The organism is Streptomyces caelestis (assembly GCF_014205255.1).
In the GTDB taxonomy this organism is placed as follows: domain Bacteria; phylum Actinomycetota; class Actinomycetes; order Streptomycetales; family Streptomycetaceae; genus Streptomyces; species Streptomyces caelestis.
In genome coordinates, this window is the sequence record NZ_JACHNE010000001.1 from 5,046,222 (window position 1) to 5,063,821 (window position 17,600).

A 17,600-nucleotide genomic window follows, 5' to 3' on the forward strand; every position below is an offset into this window, starting at 1 on the left:
CGTGCCCCCTGGTGAGAGGGCAGTAAGAAGGACGCTCCGGCGCAGCTCATCCGGTCCCGGAACCCCGGCGGCGGGGCACACTGGACGCGTGTCCCAAACAGTGCTGCTCGCCGAAGACGACCGCGCCATCCGCAACGCCCTGGAGCGCGCCCTGACCCTGGAGGGTTACCAGGTCATGGCGGTCGCCGACGGTGTCGAGGCACTGGCGCAGGCCCACCGCAACCGTCCGGACGTCCTCGTCCTGGACGTGATGATGCCCGGCATCGACGGGCTCCAGGTGTGCCGCGTGCTGCGCGCCGAGGGCGACCGGACGCCGATCCTGATGCTCACGGCCCTCGTGGAGACCGCCGACCGGATCGCCGGCCTGGACGCGGGCGCCGACGACTACGTGGTGAAGCCCTTCGACGTGGAGGAGGTCTTCGCCCGGCTGCGCGCCCTGCTGCGCCGCACCAGCCCGGTGGGCGTCGGCGGCGCGCCCGTGGCCGAGGCGCCCCGGCCGGTCCCCGAGCGGTTCATCGAGGCGGCCGGCATCCGCATGGACCCGCAGGCGCGCCGGGCCTGGCGCGGCGCCCGCGAGCTGGAGCTGACCCGCACCGAGTTCGAACTGCTGGAGCTGCTGGTCCGCAACGCGGGCATCGTCCTCGACCACTCGACGATCTACGACCGCATCTGGGGCTACGACTTCGGCCCCGGCTCGAAGAACCTCGCCGTCTACGTCGGCTACCTGCGCCGCAAGCTCGACGAGCCGGACGCGCCGCAGCTGATCCACACGGTGCGCGGCGTGGGTTACGTGCTGCGGGAGGACTGAGTGGGCCGCCTCGGCCGGCGCTTCAGCGGGCGGCGGCCGAAGCTGGTCTCGCTGCGCACCACCTTCGCGGTGTCGTTCGCGGCGGTGACGGCGGCCGTGACGATGCTGGTCGGCATCCTGTCGTACAGCGCGGCGGCCCGGCTGGTGCGGGTGGACCAGCAGACCGTGTTCGCCGAGGTCGTGCAGGATCTGCGCGACGAGGTGCGGGAGAACCGCATGACGCCCGGCGACTTCTCGTCCGCCGCGCCGGGCCACGACCTGGTCCGGCCCGCCCGTACCGATGTGCAGGTGCTCGGCCCGGACGGCCATGTCGTCGACCCGGGCAGCCCCGGACTGCCGGTCACGGGCGCCGATGTGCGGATCGCCGCGGCGGTGACGTCCGGGCGGGTGGCCGAGCACAAGGACGTCGACGTGGGCGACGACGTCTACCGCGTCGCGACCGTCTCCCTCGGCGGCGGCCGGGGCGCGGTGCAGGTCGCGCAGGAGTTCAGCGACGTCGAGGACCTGCTGCGGGCGCTCCAGCGGCGGACGCTGCTGCTGATGGCCGCCGTCGTGATCGCCGCCGGCCTGTTCGGCTGGTGGCTGGCCCGGCGGATCACGCGCCGCCTGGTCGTCCTCACCGACGCCGCCGAGGACGTCGCCCGCACGCGCCGTCTCGGCATCCAGGTGCCCGTCGCCGGGCACGACGAGGTGGGCCGGCTCGGCCGGGCCTTCGACCGCATGCTGGGGCGGCTCGCCCAGTCCGAGGAGGACCAGCGCCGCCTGGTCCAGGACGCGGGCCACGAGCTCCGTACGCCGCTGACCTCCCTGCGTACGAACATCTCCCTGCTCCGCCGGATCGACGAACTCCCGCCCGGGACCCGCGAGGAACTGGTCGCCGACCTGGGCCAGGAGGCCCGTGAGTTGACCGACCTGGTCAACGAGCTCGTCGACCTCGCGGCCGGGCAGTCCGACACCGAGCCGCCGCAGCGGGTGGACCTGGCCGACATCGCGGAGGAGGTGGCGGCCGTCGCCCGGCGCCGCAGCGGCCGGCGGATGCTGCTCCGCGCGAGCGGCGACACCACCACCGACGGGCGGCCCGGGATGCTGACCCGGGCGCTGTCCAACCTCGTCGAGAACGCCGTGAAGTTCGACCAGGGCGGTACGCGCCCCATCGAGATCGTCGTCTCCGGGCCCGCCCGGCTGGGCACGATCCGCGTCGAGGTCCTCGACCGCGGCCCCGGCATAGCCGACAAGGACCTCGACCGCGTCTTCGACCGTTTCTACCGCGCCGCCGACGCCCGCTCCCTGCCGGGCTCCGGCCTGGGCCTGTCCATCGTCCGGGAGGTGGCACTCGCGCACGGGGGAGCGTCGTTCGCGTTCCGGCGGGAGGGGGGCGGGACGGTGATCGGGTTCACGGTGGGCGGGGGGCTCGACTGACATCACCCGCCTTCGCGTGGGCTCACCTCGCGGGATCCCGCCGCAGGGTGCGATGCAGGTGAAACCGCCCGCCGCGCGTGAGACGCACTCCGGGCGTCCCCGAGAACAACTCGTGCCCCTTGTCGTGGTCCCCGGCCTCGGCGGCCTCCTGGTGTGCCTCGGCGCTGGTCCACTCGGCGTAGAGCAGCACCCGGCTGCCGTCGACGCTGTGCAGGAAGTGGGCGGAGATCGCCCCGGGGTGGCCGCCTTCGCGCGGCTGGGCCGCGATCACCGCGTCGGTGAAGGCGCGCTGCCGCTCGGGCCCGTCGACGTCGAACGCGGCGGTGATCAGACACCCCGGGACGCGCGTCTCCCGCTCCTCGGCGAGGCTGCGGTAGATCCGGTAGCGGGGCGGACCGGCCGGTGGAACGGCGGTGTCGTCGGTCCACCGGGCGAGCGTCAGCACCGTCTCTCCGTCCGTACTGAGGAACCAGCTGACGGCGGCAGGCCCGGCGGGCGGGGACGTCAGTGAGGCGAACTCGGCTTCCACGAGCGCCTGTTGCTGCTCAAGACCGTCGGCGTACCGCGTGCCGATCACCAGCGTGCCGGGGACGGTCAGGTCCGGGAAGGGGGTTGAGGGCACGGACGGAACTCCTTCGTGAACGGGAGCGGAACCGAGATCGTGCCCGAGGGCGGCAGGGAGTCGTCAACTGCTTTACACCGCCGCCCGTCCGGGGCTCGACGCTCGGTCCGGCCCGGTCCGACGGCTGCTACCGTCCGCTCATGCCTCCAGCTCAACGGCACCCCACGATGGCCGACGTCGCCGAACGGGCCGGGGTCTCCACCTCCACCGTCTCGCGCACGCTGCGCGGCCTGTCCACGGTCTCGCCGGAGGTGCGGGCCCGCGTCGAGAAGGCCGCGCGCGAGCTGAACTTCGCGGTGTCCCGGCAGGCCGCGAGCCTGGTCACGGGCCGGACCGGGACGGTGGCGGTGCTGGTCCCGACGCTCGACTCCTGGTTCATGGGATCCGCCCTGTCCAGCCTGGCCCCGTTGCTGCGGGCGGCGGGCCTGCAGCTGAACGTCTACGAGGTCCCCGACCTGGCCGAGCGCACCGCGTTCTTCGAGCACCTCCCGGCACGCCGCAACGCCGACGCGCTCCTGGTGTTCTCCTTCGACCTCACCGACGAGGAGACCGCCCGGCTGGACGACCTCGGCATGCCGGTGATCTACGTCAGCCGGCAGGTCGCCGGACGGCCCAGCGTCTACGTCGACGACGTGGCCGGCGCCCTGCACGGCACCCGGCATCTGCTCAACCTGGGCCACCGCAGGATCGCCTTCGTCCAGACCGCGGGCGCGAGCGGCTTCTCCTTCAGCTCCGACGAACGGCTGCTGGGGTACCAGCAGGCCCTCACCGAGGCGGGAGTCCCGCTCGACGACGCCCTGGTGGTGTCCACGCGGGCCGGCGACAAACGCGCCGCCGCCGAGGTGCTCGGCACGCTGCTGAGCCTGCGCGAGCCGCCCACCGCCGTCTTCGCCGAGCAGGACGAGCTCGCCGTCGCCCTCATCTGGAACATGCGCAGGACGCAGATCGCGGTACCCGAGCGCGTCTCCGTCCTCGGCTACGACGACCAGCCGCTGGCCGACTGGTTCGACCTGTCCACGGTCGCCCAGTCACCGTCCGACATGGGCCGGGAGGCCGGGGAACTGGCCCTGAAGCTCATCGACGACTCCGGTGCGGACCACGAGCGGCATGTCGTGCTGCCGACGTATGTGATCCCGCGGGCCACGACCGCGCCGGTGGCCCGGCCCCGGGACGAGGGTGAGCGACACACGGGGGGTGAGGGGACGCTGGGCAGGGCGCCTTCTTGAGGCCCGGGCCCGCGTCATTGGTCCGCGAGGGCGAAGAACCGCATCGGGGAGTTCGCCTCGAACCCGATGCGCGGGTACACGGGCGCTCCGGCGACGGTGGCGTGCAGGGCCGCCCGGGTCAGCCCGGTGGCCCTGCCGCCCTCGTGCAGGGCCTTGCGCGTCACCGCTTCTCCGTATCCCCGGCGCTCCCACGCCGGATCCGTGGCGACGAGCAGCACGAAGAGGCGGCCCTCGGCCTCGACGGTGGCGGCGCAGCTCACGGGAGTGCCGTCGTCCCGCACGCCCAGGTAGGCGTACACCTGGCTTTTCCACAGCGAGGAGCGGCCCAGACCGTCACGGCCGTCCTCCAGCGGGAAGCCGTAGGCACGCGAGTTGATGTCGGCGAAGGCTTGCAGCTGCTCATCGGTGGTGACGCGCACGAACGTCAGCTCGGGGTGGGCGGGCTCGGGAACGGGCAGTAAGTCTCCCGCCATACCCGTACCGGGAAAGGCGTGCACGAGCCCGGCTCGCTCGGCGGCGTCCCCGAGCCCCGCGCGCGCCTCGTGGTCGAGCAGATCCTCGAAGACCCACAGAAAACCTGGGCACTTCTTCGACCGCATGATCTCCGCGGCCTCGTTCAGCCGCTGATGCAGCAGCCCGGCGGTGGTGCCCTGCTCGGTCAGCGTGACGCAGTTCCAGAAGGCGAACCGGCAGTCGGCCCAGCGGACGGCGATCCCCGGCAGATCGCGGACGTCCGCCCGCGGATCCCGGTCGAGCACCATGACCCGCCACACCGCGGCGAGCTGCTCCATCGATTCGATCGAGTCCGCGAGATCGTGCATGGAATCCCCCCGGTCGGCGACGGAGCGCGGGCGTTGGCCGTGCCCCGTACACGTACTGCCCTTCGCGGGGCTGCCTCATCCCGCCCATGTGTTCACCGTCGGGCAGAGCCGTCCTGCTGGGCCCGTCGACGTGCGGCGGCGACATCGCGCATGGCCAGCAGGAAACGCCGCACCGTGGCCAGCTCCGTCTCCTCGAAGGACCGCATCTCGGCGACCATCTCGTGGATCAGCGGCCCGAAGAACGACCAGCCCAGGGTGACGGCCTCGTCCTGGACGACCAGCAGCACCCGCCGACGGTCGCGCGTGTCCCGTTCCCGGCGCACGAGCCCCAGCCGCTCCAGCCGGTCGACCAGGGCAGTGGTCGAGGCCGAGTTCACACCCAACTGCGCTCCGAGCCATCCAGGAGTGGCCCTCACGCCCTCCCGGCCGGCGTCCAGCAGGTGGATCAGTGCGCGCACATCCGTGGGATGAAGCCCCTCGCGGCCGGCGAACTCGGCAGCGAGAAGGTCCAGTTCCACCGTGACGGCTCGCAGCAGGTGGACCAGTCGAAGTCCGGGGTCCTGGTCGTCCACGCTCTCACTCCCATAGTATCTCGATAGACGAGATTATTGATGACCGAGTAATTATAAGGCGGAGACAATGGATGACGAGGCAGTCTTCTTCGCGGCGTACGACGCCGTCCTGCGACAGTGGCCCGTCGAGGTCCACAGCGTCGACGTTCCGTCCCCCTACGGCAGCACGCGGGTCCACGTCTGCGGCCCGGAGGACGGCGCTCCGGTCGTGCTCCTGCCCGGCGGTGGATCAACCTCGGTGGTCTGGTTCGCCAATGTCAAAGCCCTGGCCTCCGCCCATCGGGTCTACGCCGTCGACCTGATGGGCGACATCGGTCGCAGTGTGCACGACGGGGCGTCACTGCGCGGCGCCGGCGACCTGGTGGCCTGGCTCGACGCGCTCTTCGACGAACTGGACCTGGACGGGGCACACCTGTGCGGCCACTCCTACGGCGCCTGGATCGCCCTGAACTACGCGCTGCACGCGCCCCACCGGCTCGGCAGACTCGCGCTGCTCGACCCGACGAACTGCTTCGCCGGCATGAGCCCGCGCTACCTCATGCACGGGCTGCCGGTGTTGCTGAAGCCCACCGCGGAGCGCGTGCGGGCCTTCCACCGGTGGGAGACCGGCCGCGCCCCTGAGGATCCGGTGTGGCGGGCGTTCCTGGACAGTACCGCCACCGCCCGGCGGTCGAAGGTCGTCGCCATGCGACGCCCCAGGGCACAGCAGTTGAGGGCCTGCACCGTCCCGGCCCTGGTGGTCCTGGCCGAACACAGCCGGGTTCACGACGTGCCGCGCACAGCGGCCGCCGCACGCCGGCTCCTGCCCAGAGCGAGCGTCGTCACCCTGCCGGACGCCTCCCACCACTCCCTCCCCACCGAGCGACCGGCCGAACTCAACCGCCTGCTGGCAGAGTTCCTGGCCTGAGCATCGCGGCAGCCTTGTCAACCGGCGTCAACCGGCCCGACACGCGCGGTTGCTCGCGCCCGGTCAGTGGCCGCCGGTGAGTTCGCCGCTGAGCGTCTCGTGGATCCGGGCGCTGGGCTCGTTCAGGCCGATGATCTCGACCGTCTTGCCGCGCTGGGCGTACTTGGTCTCGATGGCGTCCAGGGCGGCGACGGACGAGGCGTCCCAGATGTGCGCGGCGGACAGGTCGATGACGACCTTGTCGGGGCCGGTGGCGTAGTCGAACCGGCCGACGAGGTCATTGGAGGAGGCGAAGAACAACTCGCCCGTCACCCGGTAGACGACCCTCGTGCCGTCGGGGTCGGTGACGGCGGTGACCTCGGCGAGGTGGGCGACGCGCTTGGCGAAGACGACCATCGCGGTGATCGAGCCGACGACCACACCGATGGCGAGGTTGTGCGTGGCGACCACGCACGCGACGGTGACCACCATGACGGTGATCTCCCCGGCCGGCATCCGCCGCAGCGTCTTCGGCGCGATGGAGTGCCAGTCGAAGGTGGCGACCGACACCATGATCATCACCGCGACCAGCGCCGCCATGGGAATGTCGGAGACGACCGGCCCGAAGACGACACACAGCACCATCAGGAAGACTCCGGCCAGGAACGTCGACAGGCGGGTACGGGCGCCGGACACCCGAACGTTGATCATCGTCTGGCCGATCATGGCGCAGCCGCCCATGCCGCCGAAGAACCCGGTGACGATGTTGGCGATGCCCTGCCCGACGGACTCGCGGGTCTTGGAGGAGCGGGTGTCGGTGATGTCGTCGACCAATTTGGCCGTCATCAGCGACTCCATCAGCCCGACCAGCGCCATGGCGAGCGCGTACGGCGCGATGGTCGTCAGCGTGTCGAGGGTGAACGGCACGTCCGGCAGCCCCGGCACGGGGAGGGAGGACGGCAGCTCGCCCTTGTCGCCCACGGTCGGCACGGCGATCCCGGCCGCCAGGGTGATCACGGTCAGGATGACGATGGACACCAGCGGCGCCGGGACCATGGTGGTGAGCTTGGGGAAGAACACCATCAGCGCCAGCCCGGCGGCGATCAGCGGATAGACCGGCCACGGCACGCCGGTCATCTCCGGCACCTGCGCCATGAAGATGAGGATGGCGAGGGAGTTGACGAAGCCGACCATCACCGAGCGCGGCACGAATCGCATCAGCTTCGCGACGCCGAGCGCGCCGAGGACGATCTGGAACACACCGGCCAGGATCACGGCGGCGACGAGGTAGCCGAAGCCGTGCTCACGGTTCAGCGGAGCGATCACGAGGGCGACGGCTCCGGTGGCGGCGGAGATCATCGCCCGGCGGCCGCCGACGACCGCGATGGTGACGGCCATGGTGAAGGAGGCGAACAGGCCGATCGCCGGGTCGACCCCGGCGATGATGGAGAAGGAGATCGCCTCCGGGATCAGGGCGAGCGCGACCACCAGGCCGGCCAGCACCTCGGTGCGCCAGACCTTCGGATCACGCAGCCAGTCGGGCTTGAGGCCGCGCAGTCGGGCGGTGGGGGACAGTACGGAGGAAGACAAGGAAACAGCTACCTGTCGTGCTCGGGCACATCCCCGGGCGGGACGAGGCGTGCGGAATGGGACGTGGGGAATGGGACGTGCGGAATACGGGGCGGAAGGCCGGTCCGGCTTCCCGCGATCGGCCCGCTCACGGGCGGAAGACTCAGAACGGAGCCGACAGACGCGATCGGATGCGCGTCAGGACTCGGGTCAGGATTCGGGGCGGGAGTCGGGTCGGCGGCGCAGGATCACGGCGGACAGGCAGCGGTGCCGGGCACCACGGACTCACGCACGCGTCTCTCCTGCAAGCTCCAGATTCACGAGCAACTGTACAAGCACAAGGAGACCGGACTCGTCGTCCCCTCGGCCCGCCCGCCTCCGAGCGGGAGGACTCCTGGAACGGCTGCGCGGCTTCGAGCAGGCCGGGCAGCGGCGGCTGGAGGATCTGCGCACCAAGCCGGCCAGGGCCGAGGATTTCGCGGCCACACTGGCAGATCGGCTCGCCGAACACCCACGGCCACGTCCGGCCGGCGAGAGACTCACCTCCACTGGCCGTCGTGGAAGGCCAGCTCGTTGGGGCCGTTGATCCAGTTGTGGGGCGGGAGAGTGCGGAGGCGGTCTGCGCGTGGCCGTGTCCCTGTCCGGAGGGAGGCGTCGTCGCGGTGGGGCTATTCCTTGACGGCGCCCGCGTTGGCGCCGATCAGAGGGCTCCAAGTCGCCGGCGCTTCCCTGGACGTCACCGTCTCCGCGGACGGCACGACAAGCGTGTCCCACAGTTCGGCCGCGTTCGACGTCGACGTGTACACCCATGGCGGCCGTCGCTGACGGTGTCGGCTCCGGCAGGTCCCCTTGGCCCGCGCCCCCGGCCGGGCACGGCCCTCCCCCGCACAGGGAACGCTGATTGGACGCAAGACGGTAAGTGGCCCCGCTTGCCCTACGGGAGCGGTAGAAGCGCTCAGGGGCGCCCGCGGTCACCCCTGTTGTCACCGAGCCGGCCTCCGGTGCTCGCCATGATGCGTTCCAAGGAGCGTCGGCCCATCCGACTCATGGGTGGGTTGCTTTCGACGTAGTACCAGACCAACCCCATGGCTTGAACGAAGGCCCACGCCTTGCCCCGCTCCCATTCGAGGTCGTCGCACACCAGGTGGTCGCGGAGAACCCGCCGCGGCCCGGCATCGAGCACATGCCACGCGCTCACGAGATCCAGAGAAGGGTCGGCCGGCCCGAAGCCGCCGACGTCAAGAATCCCCGCCAGCCGTCCGGCGGACACGAGCACGTTGCCGGGAATCAGGTCACCGTGGGTCATCATGTCCTGCGCTGTACCGCGCGGCAGCTCGCGCAGCGTTGCCCAGAGGTGGCGAAGCCGGGGAACATCCAGGAGTTGCTCGCTGTGTTCGAAGCAGGTCTCCATCCACGCGTCATGGGATCGCAGGTCGCCTCCCCGGCCTGTGCCGGCAAAGGCGCGACCACGTGTGTCGATCGCGCGCAGGTCGCCGATGAGATCGGCCAAGTCGCGGGCGAACGCGACCGATTCACCTGGGTCCTCGTCGGTGGCCACGATGCCCGGCAGCCACGTCTGCACCGACCACGGAAGTGGGTAGCCCGCCCCGGGTTCGCCCAGTGCGACCGGCTCGGGCGTGGGGAAACGCGTGCGCCCCGCCAACTCGCGCGCCGCTTCGCCTTCGCGTTCCAGTTGGCGCCGCGTCGACTCGACGTCCGCGGACTCAAGAGGGAATCGAGCCGAGAATCGATCGCCGATGCGGAAGATGGCGTTGACCGTGCCGTGGCCGGCAATGCTCCTGACCGGCAGGCTCCGCCACTCAGGAAACTGCTGATCTACCAACGTGCGCACGGTCTCAGGTGACACGGTGAGCTGGTTGGCGTGCATCTTCATGGTGGCAGCATTCGCGTCACGATCTTCTACTGCAATCCGTTTTTTCGTCGTGCGGCTTCTCCTGCCGGCAGTCCGGCACACGAACACGGAAGTGCTGTCATCCGCTGAAGACGGGGGAAGAAGACCACCACGATGACGCCCGACCCCGACGCGAGGCTCAGGGGGGCGGGCCTGGGCCACGTCCGCGTGGAAGGGGTGCCGCTCGATCAGGGGCAGCCCTTACCGCGGCACGGTCACTGCCATAAGTTTGCCGTCCCCAAGGTGTAGCCAGCCTCGGCCGGGCGTGACTGGGTTGCCGACAACGGAGTCTCCCGTCCTGATGCCGATCCAGTCACCGGCGTGCCGCTCTTGAGGAGACAGGAGGAGGCCGCGGTGGGCTCTCTTCGCCCCGTTTAGCCAGCGGTAGCTCGTCTGGAGCTTTTCTTCATCGCCTGCCAGGACCAGCGCCGTACCCGCGTCAAAGCCGTGCTCCAAAAGGTTCCGCAGAACTCGCCAGGCACTGCACTCGCCCAAGAGTTCCGCGTCGTCCATCACGACGACGATCGGCTGTTCAGCAGACGCCACAGACACTCGGCTTTCAGGTTCGTCCTGCCCGATGTCGTCCTGAACGAAGTAGGCCAGCACGCCCTCCTGGCCAATCAGCTCTCGTAGAGGCGACGGCCTGGGCGTGGCTAACACGAGTGGAACGCCAACTGCGAGCAGAGAGCGTGCCATGCTCACCAGCGCCGTGGAGCGACCCGACCTTGCCGGGCCGGCCACAACGAACGCGGGAGCTGTACCGGAGGCCAGATTAGGGCCGTACGCAGCCAGGTTGTCGCCTCCGACACCCGTAAGTGCCCACAACCTCGGTGCAGCCGGGTCCCGCATGGCCCACGCCTCGTCGAAACTGATACTCGACGGCAACACGTCAGAGCGTTTCTGTATCTCCAAGGCGTCGCGGGCAGCCTCCCACAAGCCGAGCAACAGAACATGATCCTCTAGCGTCAGCCGCGCCATGTGAGAAAACGCGACGATCGCCTCACGCTCGGGCAGGTCATCGTGGGTGTACCAGCGGATCCACGCATCCGACGAGACGCCCGTCTGCTCCTCCATGTAAGTGAAGGACCACTTGCGCTTCAGCCTGTGTTCGTCAAGGAGGCGACGCAGCGTGACCAGCTCCAATCGCGCCGGAGAGTCGGGCACCTCGAATTCTCTGCTCTTCACACCGTAGAAAGTCGCGTTTGCTGGACGTCGCTCCTCTGCGGCATCAGCCATCCTGGCGAAGCCCTTACTGCGGCGCACCACACCAAGAAACACTCTCAGAGCATCCTTGTCGTGCCAAAGGGCCTGTGCTGCGTTGAGGATCAGTCCCTTCAAGGATTCCTCCGCGTAGTTGGACTGCGCAGCGCCTCGGCCGGGGTTGGATCGCGTCCCCGTGCCGGCCGATGGCTCTTCCGCTGCCCGCCCGCTTGGGTCCTTGGCGTCCTGCTTGGGTGAGTCCTCGGAAAACTCAGTCGTGTCGTCTGCGTCGTCATCGGCAGCAGGCGTGGGGCTATCTGCTGGAGGATCTACCGCTGCTTGGGCGACCCTCTCGCTGACGACTTGCTTCCACAGGCCCTTGAATCGGTCGACCTCGCCGTCTACGTCGTTGTGCCGATCGACTTCGGCCAGGACGCGGACGATGGCCTCAAGGCGGCCCCACGGCGGGAGATCTGGCTTCTGGAAGGCGTCCAGCACTGCCTGGTGATTCACGATCCAGTAGTCCTGCGCATCCTTCCCGACGTGATCGCGAATAGTCCGCGCTGACGGGAGCCCCGCGTCCAGCCGCAGATCATGGAGTTCATCGTTCAGCCTCTTCAGGTCAGGCTGGTCAGCCAACTCGGGCCTCTTCCATGGCTGAGCAACCACCGTCACTGCCCCCTTGGTGCTTCTGTGTCAGGTCTTGTAGATCAGTCGCGTCGGCGCCCGCACTCACAGGCGTCAGGATCAGTCATGCCCGTCATTCAGCGGCTGTTCTTGGCCGATGTTGTCAGCGATCGTCATGGGGCGTCAGGACCGTCCGTGAGGCACCCACGCTGGATGCACCACAGTCAGTGCCACACAGAAGGTAGGTCCTCATGGAACAGATCAGTTTGCGCCTCGTAGTCCTCCTGCTGGTCGGAGTCCTCGTCGTCGCCTTGACCCTGCATGCACCCGAAGTTGGGGCGGCCTTGGCGGTAGCCACCGCGGTGGTAGCACTACTCGCCCAACTGATGGGTCGTGAATGACGCTTGGGCGATCGGAGATGCTTGCATGCCATGGGTCACCCGGTCTCTCAGTGATCCGCTTCCGCCGTCCTCCGCATCCTCGGCCAAGGGAACACCACCGGCAGGCTCGTCACCGAGGCTGCTGATTTCGGTCCCACCCGTACACCGTTGGTCAACGGTGAGCGCTCAGCTTCGGAGGCCCTTGATCATGACTGCGTACACCGGTGAGTCGGCGAAGGGTTGTTGTTCGCCCGCCTTGGTGTATCCCCACGACTCGTAGAGCGCCTGCACCTTGGGGTGGGTCACGTCGACCAGGAGTACTGCGAGGTCTTCGGTGCGCTCCTTCAGCAAGGCTTCGTGGAGGCGATCGGAAATGCCCTGCTTGCGCCAACTCGGACGCACCATCACCTCGGACACGGCGTAGGTGGAGGAGTAGCCGTTGTTCGGCACGTATGTGGTGGAGCGCCACCATTCCCGGCCCGGTGCGAGGGGGGCGCCGTAGGCGAAGCCGACCGGTTCGTCTTCGTCGTACGCCACCACGCAGGAGAAGCCGTCCATGCCGGTCCAGTGGTCGACGAACCAGGCGAAGCGCTGGTGGAAGGGGTCGTCCATCTGGTCGGCGTAGGCGTCGGCGTGTACGTCGATGAGCATCTGCCGGAAGCCTTCGGGAAGGTTTCCGTGCTGGAAGTGACGCAGGTCGGTCACGCTCGGCTCCATTCGGTTCGCATGCGGTCTGCCCAGTCTCGTGCGCAGGAGGCGGAGGGGGCCATGACGAACAGGCCCCGGTGGAAGTCGCCCATGAGGGTGCGCATACGGCCGGGTAGTGGATCGCCATCCATGATCGTGAAGACGTCGGTGGCTGAGGCCGTGGCCTGTTCGGCTTCTCCCTGGTGGAGCTGTGCGAGGGCGAGTTGGGCGGTCGCGAGGGCCCTGTTGCGCCGGAAGGCGGACGGGATCCTGGCCAGAGCGCGGTGTGCCATGGCTTCGGCGTGAGGGTGGCGTCCGCTGTTGAACTGGACGATCGCGGCGAGGTGGTCGAGTTCGGCCTGCCCGTAGAAAGCCGTCCAGCGTGGGCGCTCGCGGTCGGCCACCCTGGTGAAGGTGTCCTGGGCCGATCCCAGAGAGCGCAGGCCCGCATGGCCGTCACCGAGGGCTGCGTATGCGAGAGCGACGCGGACTCGGCCCAGCGAGTCGAAGAACGGGTCTCGGCGAGCCGCTGAGGAGGCTTGCGCGGCCTGAGCTGCCGCGAGTGCTTCGGGCCAGTTCTGCCGCTGATAGGCGAGCATCGAGAGGTTGACCCACACCCGGATTTCAGTAGGGCCGTCCTGGGAGAGGCCGGCGTACGCCGCTGATTCGTTCAGGTAGCTCTGGGCCTGGTCGAGGTTGCGGGCGTCGATGCAGGACCAGGCGGCGATGGTGGTGTACTCGGCGGCCAGTGCGTACAGGGCTCGGCGGACGCGTTCGCCGGCGTTGCGCTGCTGTAGTTCCAGCACCCTGGTGCGGCCCTGGGCGGCGGCCTTCTCCAGTGCCGTGTGTCCGCCCTGGCGGTCGTCCGCTTCGACAAGGGCGTTCATCCCGGCAGCGACCCGGGCCACGTCCGACATGCCGACGGTCCGGCGTTGGGCCACCAAGGGAACGGCGGCAGCTGCGCTTCCGGTCGCTGAGGTGAGGAAAGTGCGACGCCGCACGGGGTCCTCCTGCGGGTGTTGCATGGTGCGTGGTGCGCTGAACCCTAAGTCCTCGACGGGACAACCGAACACCCGCTCCAGGGCTGCACACGTGCGTCCGATGGGGCGGCGGGAGGTCCCATTGAGGAGGTTGCGGACTGTGCGGTCGGAGACGTCACCGGGCCTGCCGGTGATCTCTGCCAGCGCAGCGTTCATCCGACCAGCCAATTCTTCCTGGGTGAGCCCGAGTTCCTCCATCCGGCTCTTGAGGATGGCGTTCGCTCCCATGGACCGACCGTAGCCCTGTGGTTACCGGCCGAACCAGCCCCGAGGTCACCAGAGCGTAAAGTCTTCCGGTTCGCGTAGGTGCTGCGGGGCGCGACTTTTCCTGTTCGCCGTCGGCCAAGGGCCGTTGACTCGGTACCAGCCGTTGAGCGGGCGAGATTCCCCTTCCTGCCTCTCGATGGCGTGCAGGAAAGCCCGCTCCTGCGGACCCTTCGCGGGGCGGGCGTCCCAGCCTCGGAGGGATGACCCCTTGACCACGACCGCCGCCAAACCAACAGCGACCGGTGTCCCGGGCTACACCGAGACGATGCCGTGCGAGCCGGAGTCCGCGCGCCGCGCACGTCTGCTTGTCTCCGCGGCTCTGGACACTTGGGGCATAGGCGAGTTGGCCGAGGCGGGCACTCTGATTGTTTCGGAGCTGATCAGCAATGCCGTCAGCCACACGCCCTGTCGCGTGGTCCGTGTGGTGATTCGGCGCGAGACGGCCGAAGTGATTCGGGTCGGCGTTGCCGACAAATGCCGAGACACCCCGGAACTGGGCTGTCCTGAAGGTGACTCCGAGGGCGGCCGTGGTCTGATCCTGGTCGAGTCGCTGAGCTGGCGGTGGGGCTACGACCTGCATCGTTGGGGCAAGCTCGTCTGGGCAGAGCTGCGGGTGCCGGCCGCATGCTGATCTCGCGTATCTCCTTACGACTCCTGCCCTCGGAGGAACTGGTCGGTGACCCGTTCCCGGACGCGTGCGTGCAGCTTGTCTTCGGCCCGACGCGTCCGTCTGACGAGGTCGGCGCGGTTGCTGTCCCAGAGTCGGTCCGAATTACTCCCGCCGACCTTGTGCGGCTGCGAGTCGAGTCGGGACTGGCTCTCGGCGAGATCCGCGCGGAGATGCAGCGTGCCGAGATCGCGTGGCGGCAGCAGCTCAGCCGCTGGTACGACGACGGCCGACTGGCAGTCGAGGCCCGCGCACCGGACATCAGCCTCCTTCAACGGGTCCTGGACGGGCTGCGGAATCCCGGTCCGGTTTCGACGTAGGGCCCGATGCCTCTTCTTCCCGGTGCCCCTGAGACTCCCGCACAAGCAGGATCGTGTTCCTCGATGCCGTGCGGGTGAGCAAGTCAGGCGAAGGACAGAACTTCTGACAGGAAGGAAGACCGTGTTCAACCACATGGATCGATTCCCCACGGGCAGCCCGCTGCCGCAGGGGCATCTGACGGCGGCCCCGTGGGGTCTCCGTCGCATCGCCCCGTACCCGCCCGTCGACGGCCCCGTCTACGCGACGGTGACGCTGGATCCGGAGACGCAGACCGCCCGGTACTTCCACACTTCCGGGGTGCCCACCATGTCCCCGGGCCACGGCACATCCTCCGGTACGAATCCCGCGACCGGCACCACGGGCCAGGGCGACCGCAACAGCGACTCCCCGGACAGCGACACGGGGAACGACACCGACCAGTGACTCCAGTGACGAGCGACGATCGTCCGGTCCTGGTGGTCACCAACCTCGACGACCCGACTGCGGACTTCGTGATCGCCGAGCTGCACGACCGGGGGGTCCCGGTCGTGCGGTTCGACTCCGGTGACTTCCCCGCCACTCTGTCGTGTTCGGCCGCCATCGGCGGCACTGACAGGTGGCGGGGAAGCGTGCAGACCCCGAGCCGACGCGCCGACCTGGGCGCGGTGCGTTCCTTGTACTACCGGCGCCCCTCCGGGTTTGCCTTCCCTCACCTCGACAAGCAGGATGAGCGATTCGCCGTGGCCCAAGCGCGCTACGGGCTCGGCGGCATCCTGACCTCTCTGCCTGGCTGCCTTTACGTCAACCACCCCAATCGCATCGGCGACGCCGAGTACAAGCCAGCCGGGCTCGCGGCAGCGGCAGCGGCCGGCTTCACGCTTACGCCGACGTTGATCACCAACGTTCCCGACGACGCACGGGCCTTCATCAGGGCGCACGGCCCTGTCATCTTCAAGCCGATCTCGGTTCCGCTCTACCTGGTCGACGGCAAGGCCCAGACCGTCCCCGTGACCGAGGTGACCGCCGACGAGATCGACGACTCCGTATCCGGCACCATGCACCTCTTCCAGAAGCGGGTGGACAAGGTTGCCGATATCCGGGTGACTGTGATCGGCGAGCAGATCTTCGCCGTGCGGATCGACTCCGGTCTCCTCGACTGGCGTACGGACTACGGCACTCACACATACACGCCGCTTGCCACGCCACCCGCGGTGGAACGGTCGATGCGTGCCTATCTGAAGCACTTCGGGCTCGTCTTCGGGGCGTTCGACTTCGCTCTGACCGACTGCGGCGAGTGGATCTTCATCGAGTGCAATCCTTCCGGGCAGTGGGCATGGATGGAGCCGCCGACCGGTCTGCCGATGACCGCCGCACTCGCCGATCTCCTGGAAGGAGGACTCCGTGGCCAGTGAAACCGACATCGAGACGGCCGCGGCCGATCTCCGGCGCCGGCTCGCCCGACAACTGGAGAAGGACGGCTGGCTGCGCTCGCCGCAGTGGCGGGCCGCCGTGGAGGCCGTGCCCCGCCACAGATTCATCCCGCGCTTCTACCGGGAGAGCCACGCCCCGGGCGCCACCACCTGGGAGCCGGTCACACCGGAGACGGTCGGCAAGGAGGAGTGGCTCCGGCTCGTCTACACCGACGAGACATGGATGACTCAGTTCGGCGGCCGGGACATCGACTGGGCCGACCCGAAGCCGATCAGCAACGCGACCCCGACCTCGTCTTCGACGTTGCCGAGCCTCGTGGTCCGGATGCTCGAGGACCTGGATGTGCAGGACGGCATGAATGTGCTGGAGATCGGCACCGGAACCGGTTACTCGACAGCACTGATGTGCCACCGGCTCGGTAGCGAGGGCGTGACCTCAATCGAGACGGACGAGGGCGTGGCCCGACGAGCCTGCCACGCCCTCACCGGATCCGGTCATACCCCCCACCTGCTGGTAGGGGACGGCCGCGCCGGCCACCCCGACGGAGCCCCGTACGACCGCCTGATCGCCACGTGCGGCTTCCGCAGCATCCCGCCCGCCTGGCTGGAACAGGTCCGGCCGGGCGGCGTCATCCTCACCACCCTTCGCGGCTGGATGCGCTCCCTCGGCCTGGCCAAACTCATCGTCACGGGTGACAGCGCGAGCGGCTGGTTCAGCGAGGACGACCCAAGCTTCATGATCGCCCGCCAGCAGGACGCACCGGAGAGCCTCGGCATGGTGCCGGGCCCCGACGACGGGACGGTACGGAAAGCCGTACGCGGGCCAGAGCTTCTCACCAGCTCCGGGTCGGCGTTCATGGCGCAGCTTGCGGCGCCGGACGCCCGTTTCTTCTCGATGGCGGTCGACGGCGGCCCGGTCAGCACGTTTCTACTGGACAGCGTTACCGATTCCTTCGCCGTCCTCGCTCCCACGGACGGCGGCTGGCAGGTCAGGCAGGGCGGCCCCCGCCGCCTGTGGGACGCGATCGAGTCGGCGGTGGCCACCTGGGAGGAGTACGGCTCACCGAACACCGCGGCGTTCGGCGTGACTGTCTCCCGCGACCAGCAGGCCGTCTGGCTCGGGAACCCGAACGGCCCACAGTGGGCGCTACCCTCCTGAGACAACCG

At 69.0% G+C, this 17,600-nt stretch carries 18 protein-coding genes; 10 read left to right on the forward strand and 8 right to left on the reverse strand.

Going from position 1 to position 17,600, the window contains the following annotated elements:
- Positions 1-88: 88 nt before the first annotated feature.
- Complete coding sequence (locus tag HDA41_RS23100; RefSeq protein WP_078945695.1) at positions 89-808, forward strand: response regulator transcription factor; 720 nt, start codon at positions 89-91, stop codon at positions 806-808.
- Positions 809-2,227, forward strand: coding sequence for a sensor histidine kinase (locus HDA41_RS23105; RefSeq protein ID WP_184986771.1), 1,419 nt, complete (start codon positions 809-811; stop codon positions 2,225-2,227).
- A gap of 22 nt (positions 2,228-2,249) precedes the next feature.
- On the opposite strand, the gene HDA41_RS42315 is transcribed toward HDA41_RS23105, so the two are convergent.
- Positions 2,250-2,849 (reverse strand): antibiotic biosynthesis monooxygenase, encoded by a 600-nt coding sequence (locus HDA41_RS42315; protein WP_184986773.1) that lies wholly within the window; start codon positions 2,847-2,849, stop codon positions 2,250-2,252.
- A gap of 140 nt (positions 2,850-2,989) precedes the next feature.
- Between HDA41_RS42315 and HDA41_RS23115 the strand changes: the two genes are divergently transcribed.
- Positions 2,990-4,075 (forward strand): LacI family DNA-binding transcriptional regulator, encoded by a 1,086-nt coding sequence (locus HDA41_RS23115; RefSeq protein WP_376706812.1) that lies wholly within the window; start codon positions 2,990-2,992, stop codon positions 4,073-4,075.
- A gap of 14 nt (positions 4,076-4,089) precedes the next feature.
- Here HDA41_RS23115 and HDA41_RS23120 read toward each other — a convergent pair whose 3' ends face one another.
- Positions 4,090-4,896: a GNAT family N-acetyltransferase gene (locus HDA41_RS23120; protein ID WP_184986775.1), complete on the reverse strand. Its 807-nt coding sequence runs from the start codon at positions 4,894-4,896 to the stop codon at positions 4,090-4,092.
- Between the two features lie 92 nt (positions 4,897-4,988).
- Positions 4,989-5,468 carry a MarR family transcriptional regulator gene (locus HDA41_RS23125; protein ID WP_184986777.1) on the reverse strand — a complete coding sequence of 160 codons (480 nt, stop codon included), beginning with the start codon at positions 5,466-5,468 and terminating at the stop codon, positions 4,989-4,991.
- Between the two features lie 67 nt (positions 5,469-5,535).
- On the opposite strand from HDA41_RS23125, the gene HDA41_RS23130 reads away from it, so the two are divergent.
- Positions 5,536-6,375, forward strand: a complete 840-nt coding sequence (locus HDA41_RS23130; protein WP_184986779.1) for an alpha/beta fold hydrolase — start codon at positions 5,536-5,538, stop codon at positions 6,373-6,375.
- 63 nt (positions 6,376-6,438) lie between these two features.
- On the opposite strand, the gene HDA41_RS23135 is transcribed toward HDA41_RS23130, so the two are convergent.
- From HDA41_RS23135 to HDA41_RS23145, 3 genes are all read right to left on the reverse strand, one after another.
- Positions 6,439-7,944: a SulP family inorganic anion transporter gene (locus tag HDA41_RS23135; protein WP_184986781.1), complete on the reverse strand. Its 1,506-nt coding sequence runs from the start codon at positions 7,942-7,944 to the stop codon at positions 6,439-6,441.
- Between the two features lie 934 nt (positions 7,945-8,878).
- Entirely contained in the window at positions 8,879-9,817 is a 939-nt protein-coding gene (locus HDA41_RS23140; protein ID WP_184986783.1) for an aminoglycoside phosphotransferase family protein, read from the reverse strand.
- A gap of 219 nt (positions 9,818-10,036) precedes the next feature.
- On the reverse strand, positions 10,037-11,674 hold the full coding sequence (locus HDA41_RS23145; protein ID WP_184986785.1) for a hypothetical protein: 1,638 nt from the start codon (positions 11,672-11,674) through the stop codon (positions 10,037-10,039).
- A gap of 239 nt (positions 11,675-11,913) precedes the next feature.
- Here HDA41_RS23145 and HDA41_RS23150 point away from each other — a divergent pair, with 239 nt between their 5' ends.
- Positions 11,914-12,063 (forward strand): hypothetical protein, encoded by a 150-nt coding sequence (locus tag HDA41_RS23150; protein ID WP_184986787.1) that lies wholly within the window; start codon positions 11,914-11,916, stop codon positions 12,061-12,063.
- 165 nt (positions 12,064-12,228) lie between these two features.
- Here HDA41_RS23150 and HDA41_RS23155 read toward each other — a convergent pair whose 3' ends face one another.
- Together HDA41_RS23155 and HDA41_RS23160 are read right to left on the reverse strand one after the other, a co-directional pair.
- On the reverse strand, positions 12,229-12,759 hold the full coding sequence (locus HDA41_RS23155) for a GNAT family N-acetyltransferase (protein ID WP_184986788.1): 531 nt from the start codon (positions 12,757-12,759) through the stop codon (positions 12,229-12,231).
- Positions 12,744-13,997, reverse strand: a complete 1,254-nt coding sequence (locus tag HDA41_RS23160) for a helix-turn-helix domain-containing protein (RefSeq protein ID WP_184986790.1) — start codon at positions 13,995-13,997, stop codon at positions 12,744-12,746. The genes HDA41_RS23155 and HDA41_RS23160 overlap by 16 nt, the downstream gene beginning before the upstream one ends.
- A gap of 247 nt (positions 13,998-14,244) precedes the next feature.
- Between HDA41_RS23160 and HDA41_RS23165 the strand changes: the two genes are divergently transcribed.
- The 5 genes from HDA41_RS23165 to tgmC all read left to right on the forward strand — a co-directional run bounded on the left by HDA41_RS23165 (position 14,245) and on the right by tgmC (position 17,592).
- Positions 14,245-14,667: an ATP-binding protein gene (locus tag HDA41_RS23165; protein ID WP_230299400.1), complete on the forward strand. Its 423-nt coding sequence runs from the start codon at positions 14,245-14,247 to the stop codon at positions 14,665-14,667.
- A complete protein-coding gene (locus HDA41_RS23170; protein ID WP_184986794.1) occupies positions 14,661-15,023 on the forward strand; it encodes a hypothetical protein in 363 nt (120 codons plus the stop codon). The genes HDA41_RS23165 and HDA41_RS23170 overlap by 7 nt, the downstream gene beginning before the upstream one ends.
- 121 nt (positions 15,024-15,144) lie before the next feature.
- On the forward strand, positions 15,145-15,447 hold the full coding sequence (gene tgmA, locus HDA41_RS23175) for a putative ATP-grasp-modified RiPP (RefSeq protein ID WP_184986796.1): 303 nt from the start codon (positions 15,145-15,147) through the stop codon (positions 15,445-15,447).
- Between the two features lie 5 nt (positions 15,448-15,452).
- Positions 15,453-16,415, forward strand: coding sequence for an ATP-grasp ribosomal peptide maturase (gene tgmB / locus HDA41_RS23180; protein WP_376706813.1), 963 nt, complete (start codon positions 15,453-15,455; stop codon positions 16,413-16,415).
- The gene (tgmC, locus tag HDA41_RS23185) at positions 16,405-17,592 is read left to right on the forward strand and encodes an ATP-grasp peptide maturase system methyltransferase (protein ID WP_184986800.1); all 1,188 of its coding nucleotides are present in this window, start codon (positions 16,405-16,407) and stop codon (positions 17,590-17,592) included. The genes tgmB and tgmC overlap by 11 nt, the downstream gene beginning before the upstream one ends.
- Positions 17,593-17,600: the final 8 nt, after the last annotated feature.

What these genes read in the sequence shown, in the direction of transcription:
- HDA41_RS23115 (WP_376706812.1), top strand. Translation starts at nt 2,990, where the DNA reads ATGCCTCCAGCTCAACGGCACCCCACGATGGCCGACGTCGCCGAACGG.
- HDA41_RS23120 (WP_184986775.1), bottom strand. Translation starts at nt 4,896, where the DNA reads ATGCACGATCTCGCGGACTCGATCGAATCGATGGAGCAGCTCGCCGCG.
- HDA41_RS23130 (WP_184986779.1), top strand. Translation starts at nt 5,536, where the DNA reads ATGGATGACGAGGCAGTCTTCTTCGCGGCGTACGACGCCGTCCTGCGA.
- HDA41_RS23140 (WP_184986783.1), bottom strand. Translation starts at nt 9,817, where the DNA reads ATGAAGATGCACGCCAACCAGCTCACCGTGTCACCTGAGACCGTGCGC.
- HDA41_RS23150 (WP_184986787.1), top strand. Translation starts at nt 11,914, where the DNA reads ATGGAACAGATCAGTTTGCGCCTCGTAGTCCTCCTGCTGGTCGGAGTC.
- HDA41_RS23155 (WP_184986788.1), bottom strand. Translation starts at nt 12,759, where the DNA reads ATGGAGCCGAGCGTGACCGACCTGCGTCACTTCCAGCACGGAAACCTT.
- HDA41_RS23160 (WP_184986790.1), bottom strand. Translation starts at nt 13,997, where the DNA reads ATGGGAGCGAACGCCATCCTCAAGAGCCGGATGGAGGAACTCGGGCTC.
- HDA41_RS23170 (WP_184986794.1), top strand. Translation starts at nt 14,661, where the DNA reads ATGCTGATCTCGCGTATCTCCTTACGACTCCTGCCCTCGGAGGAACTG.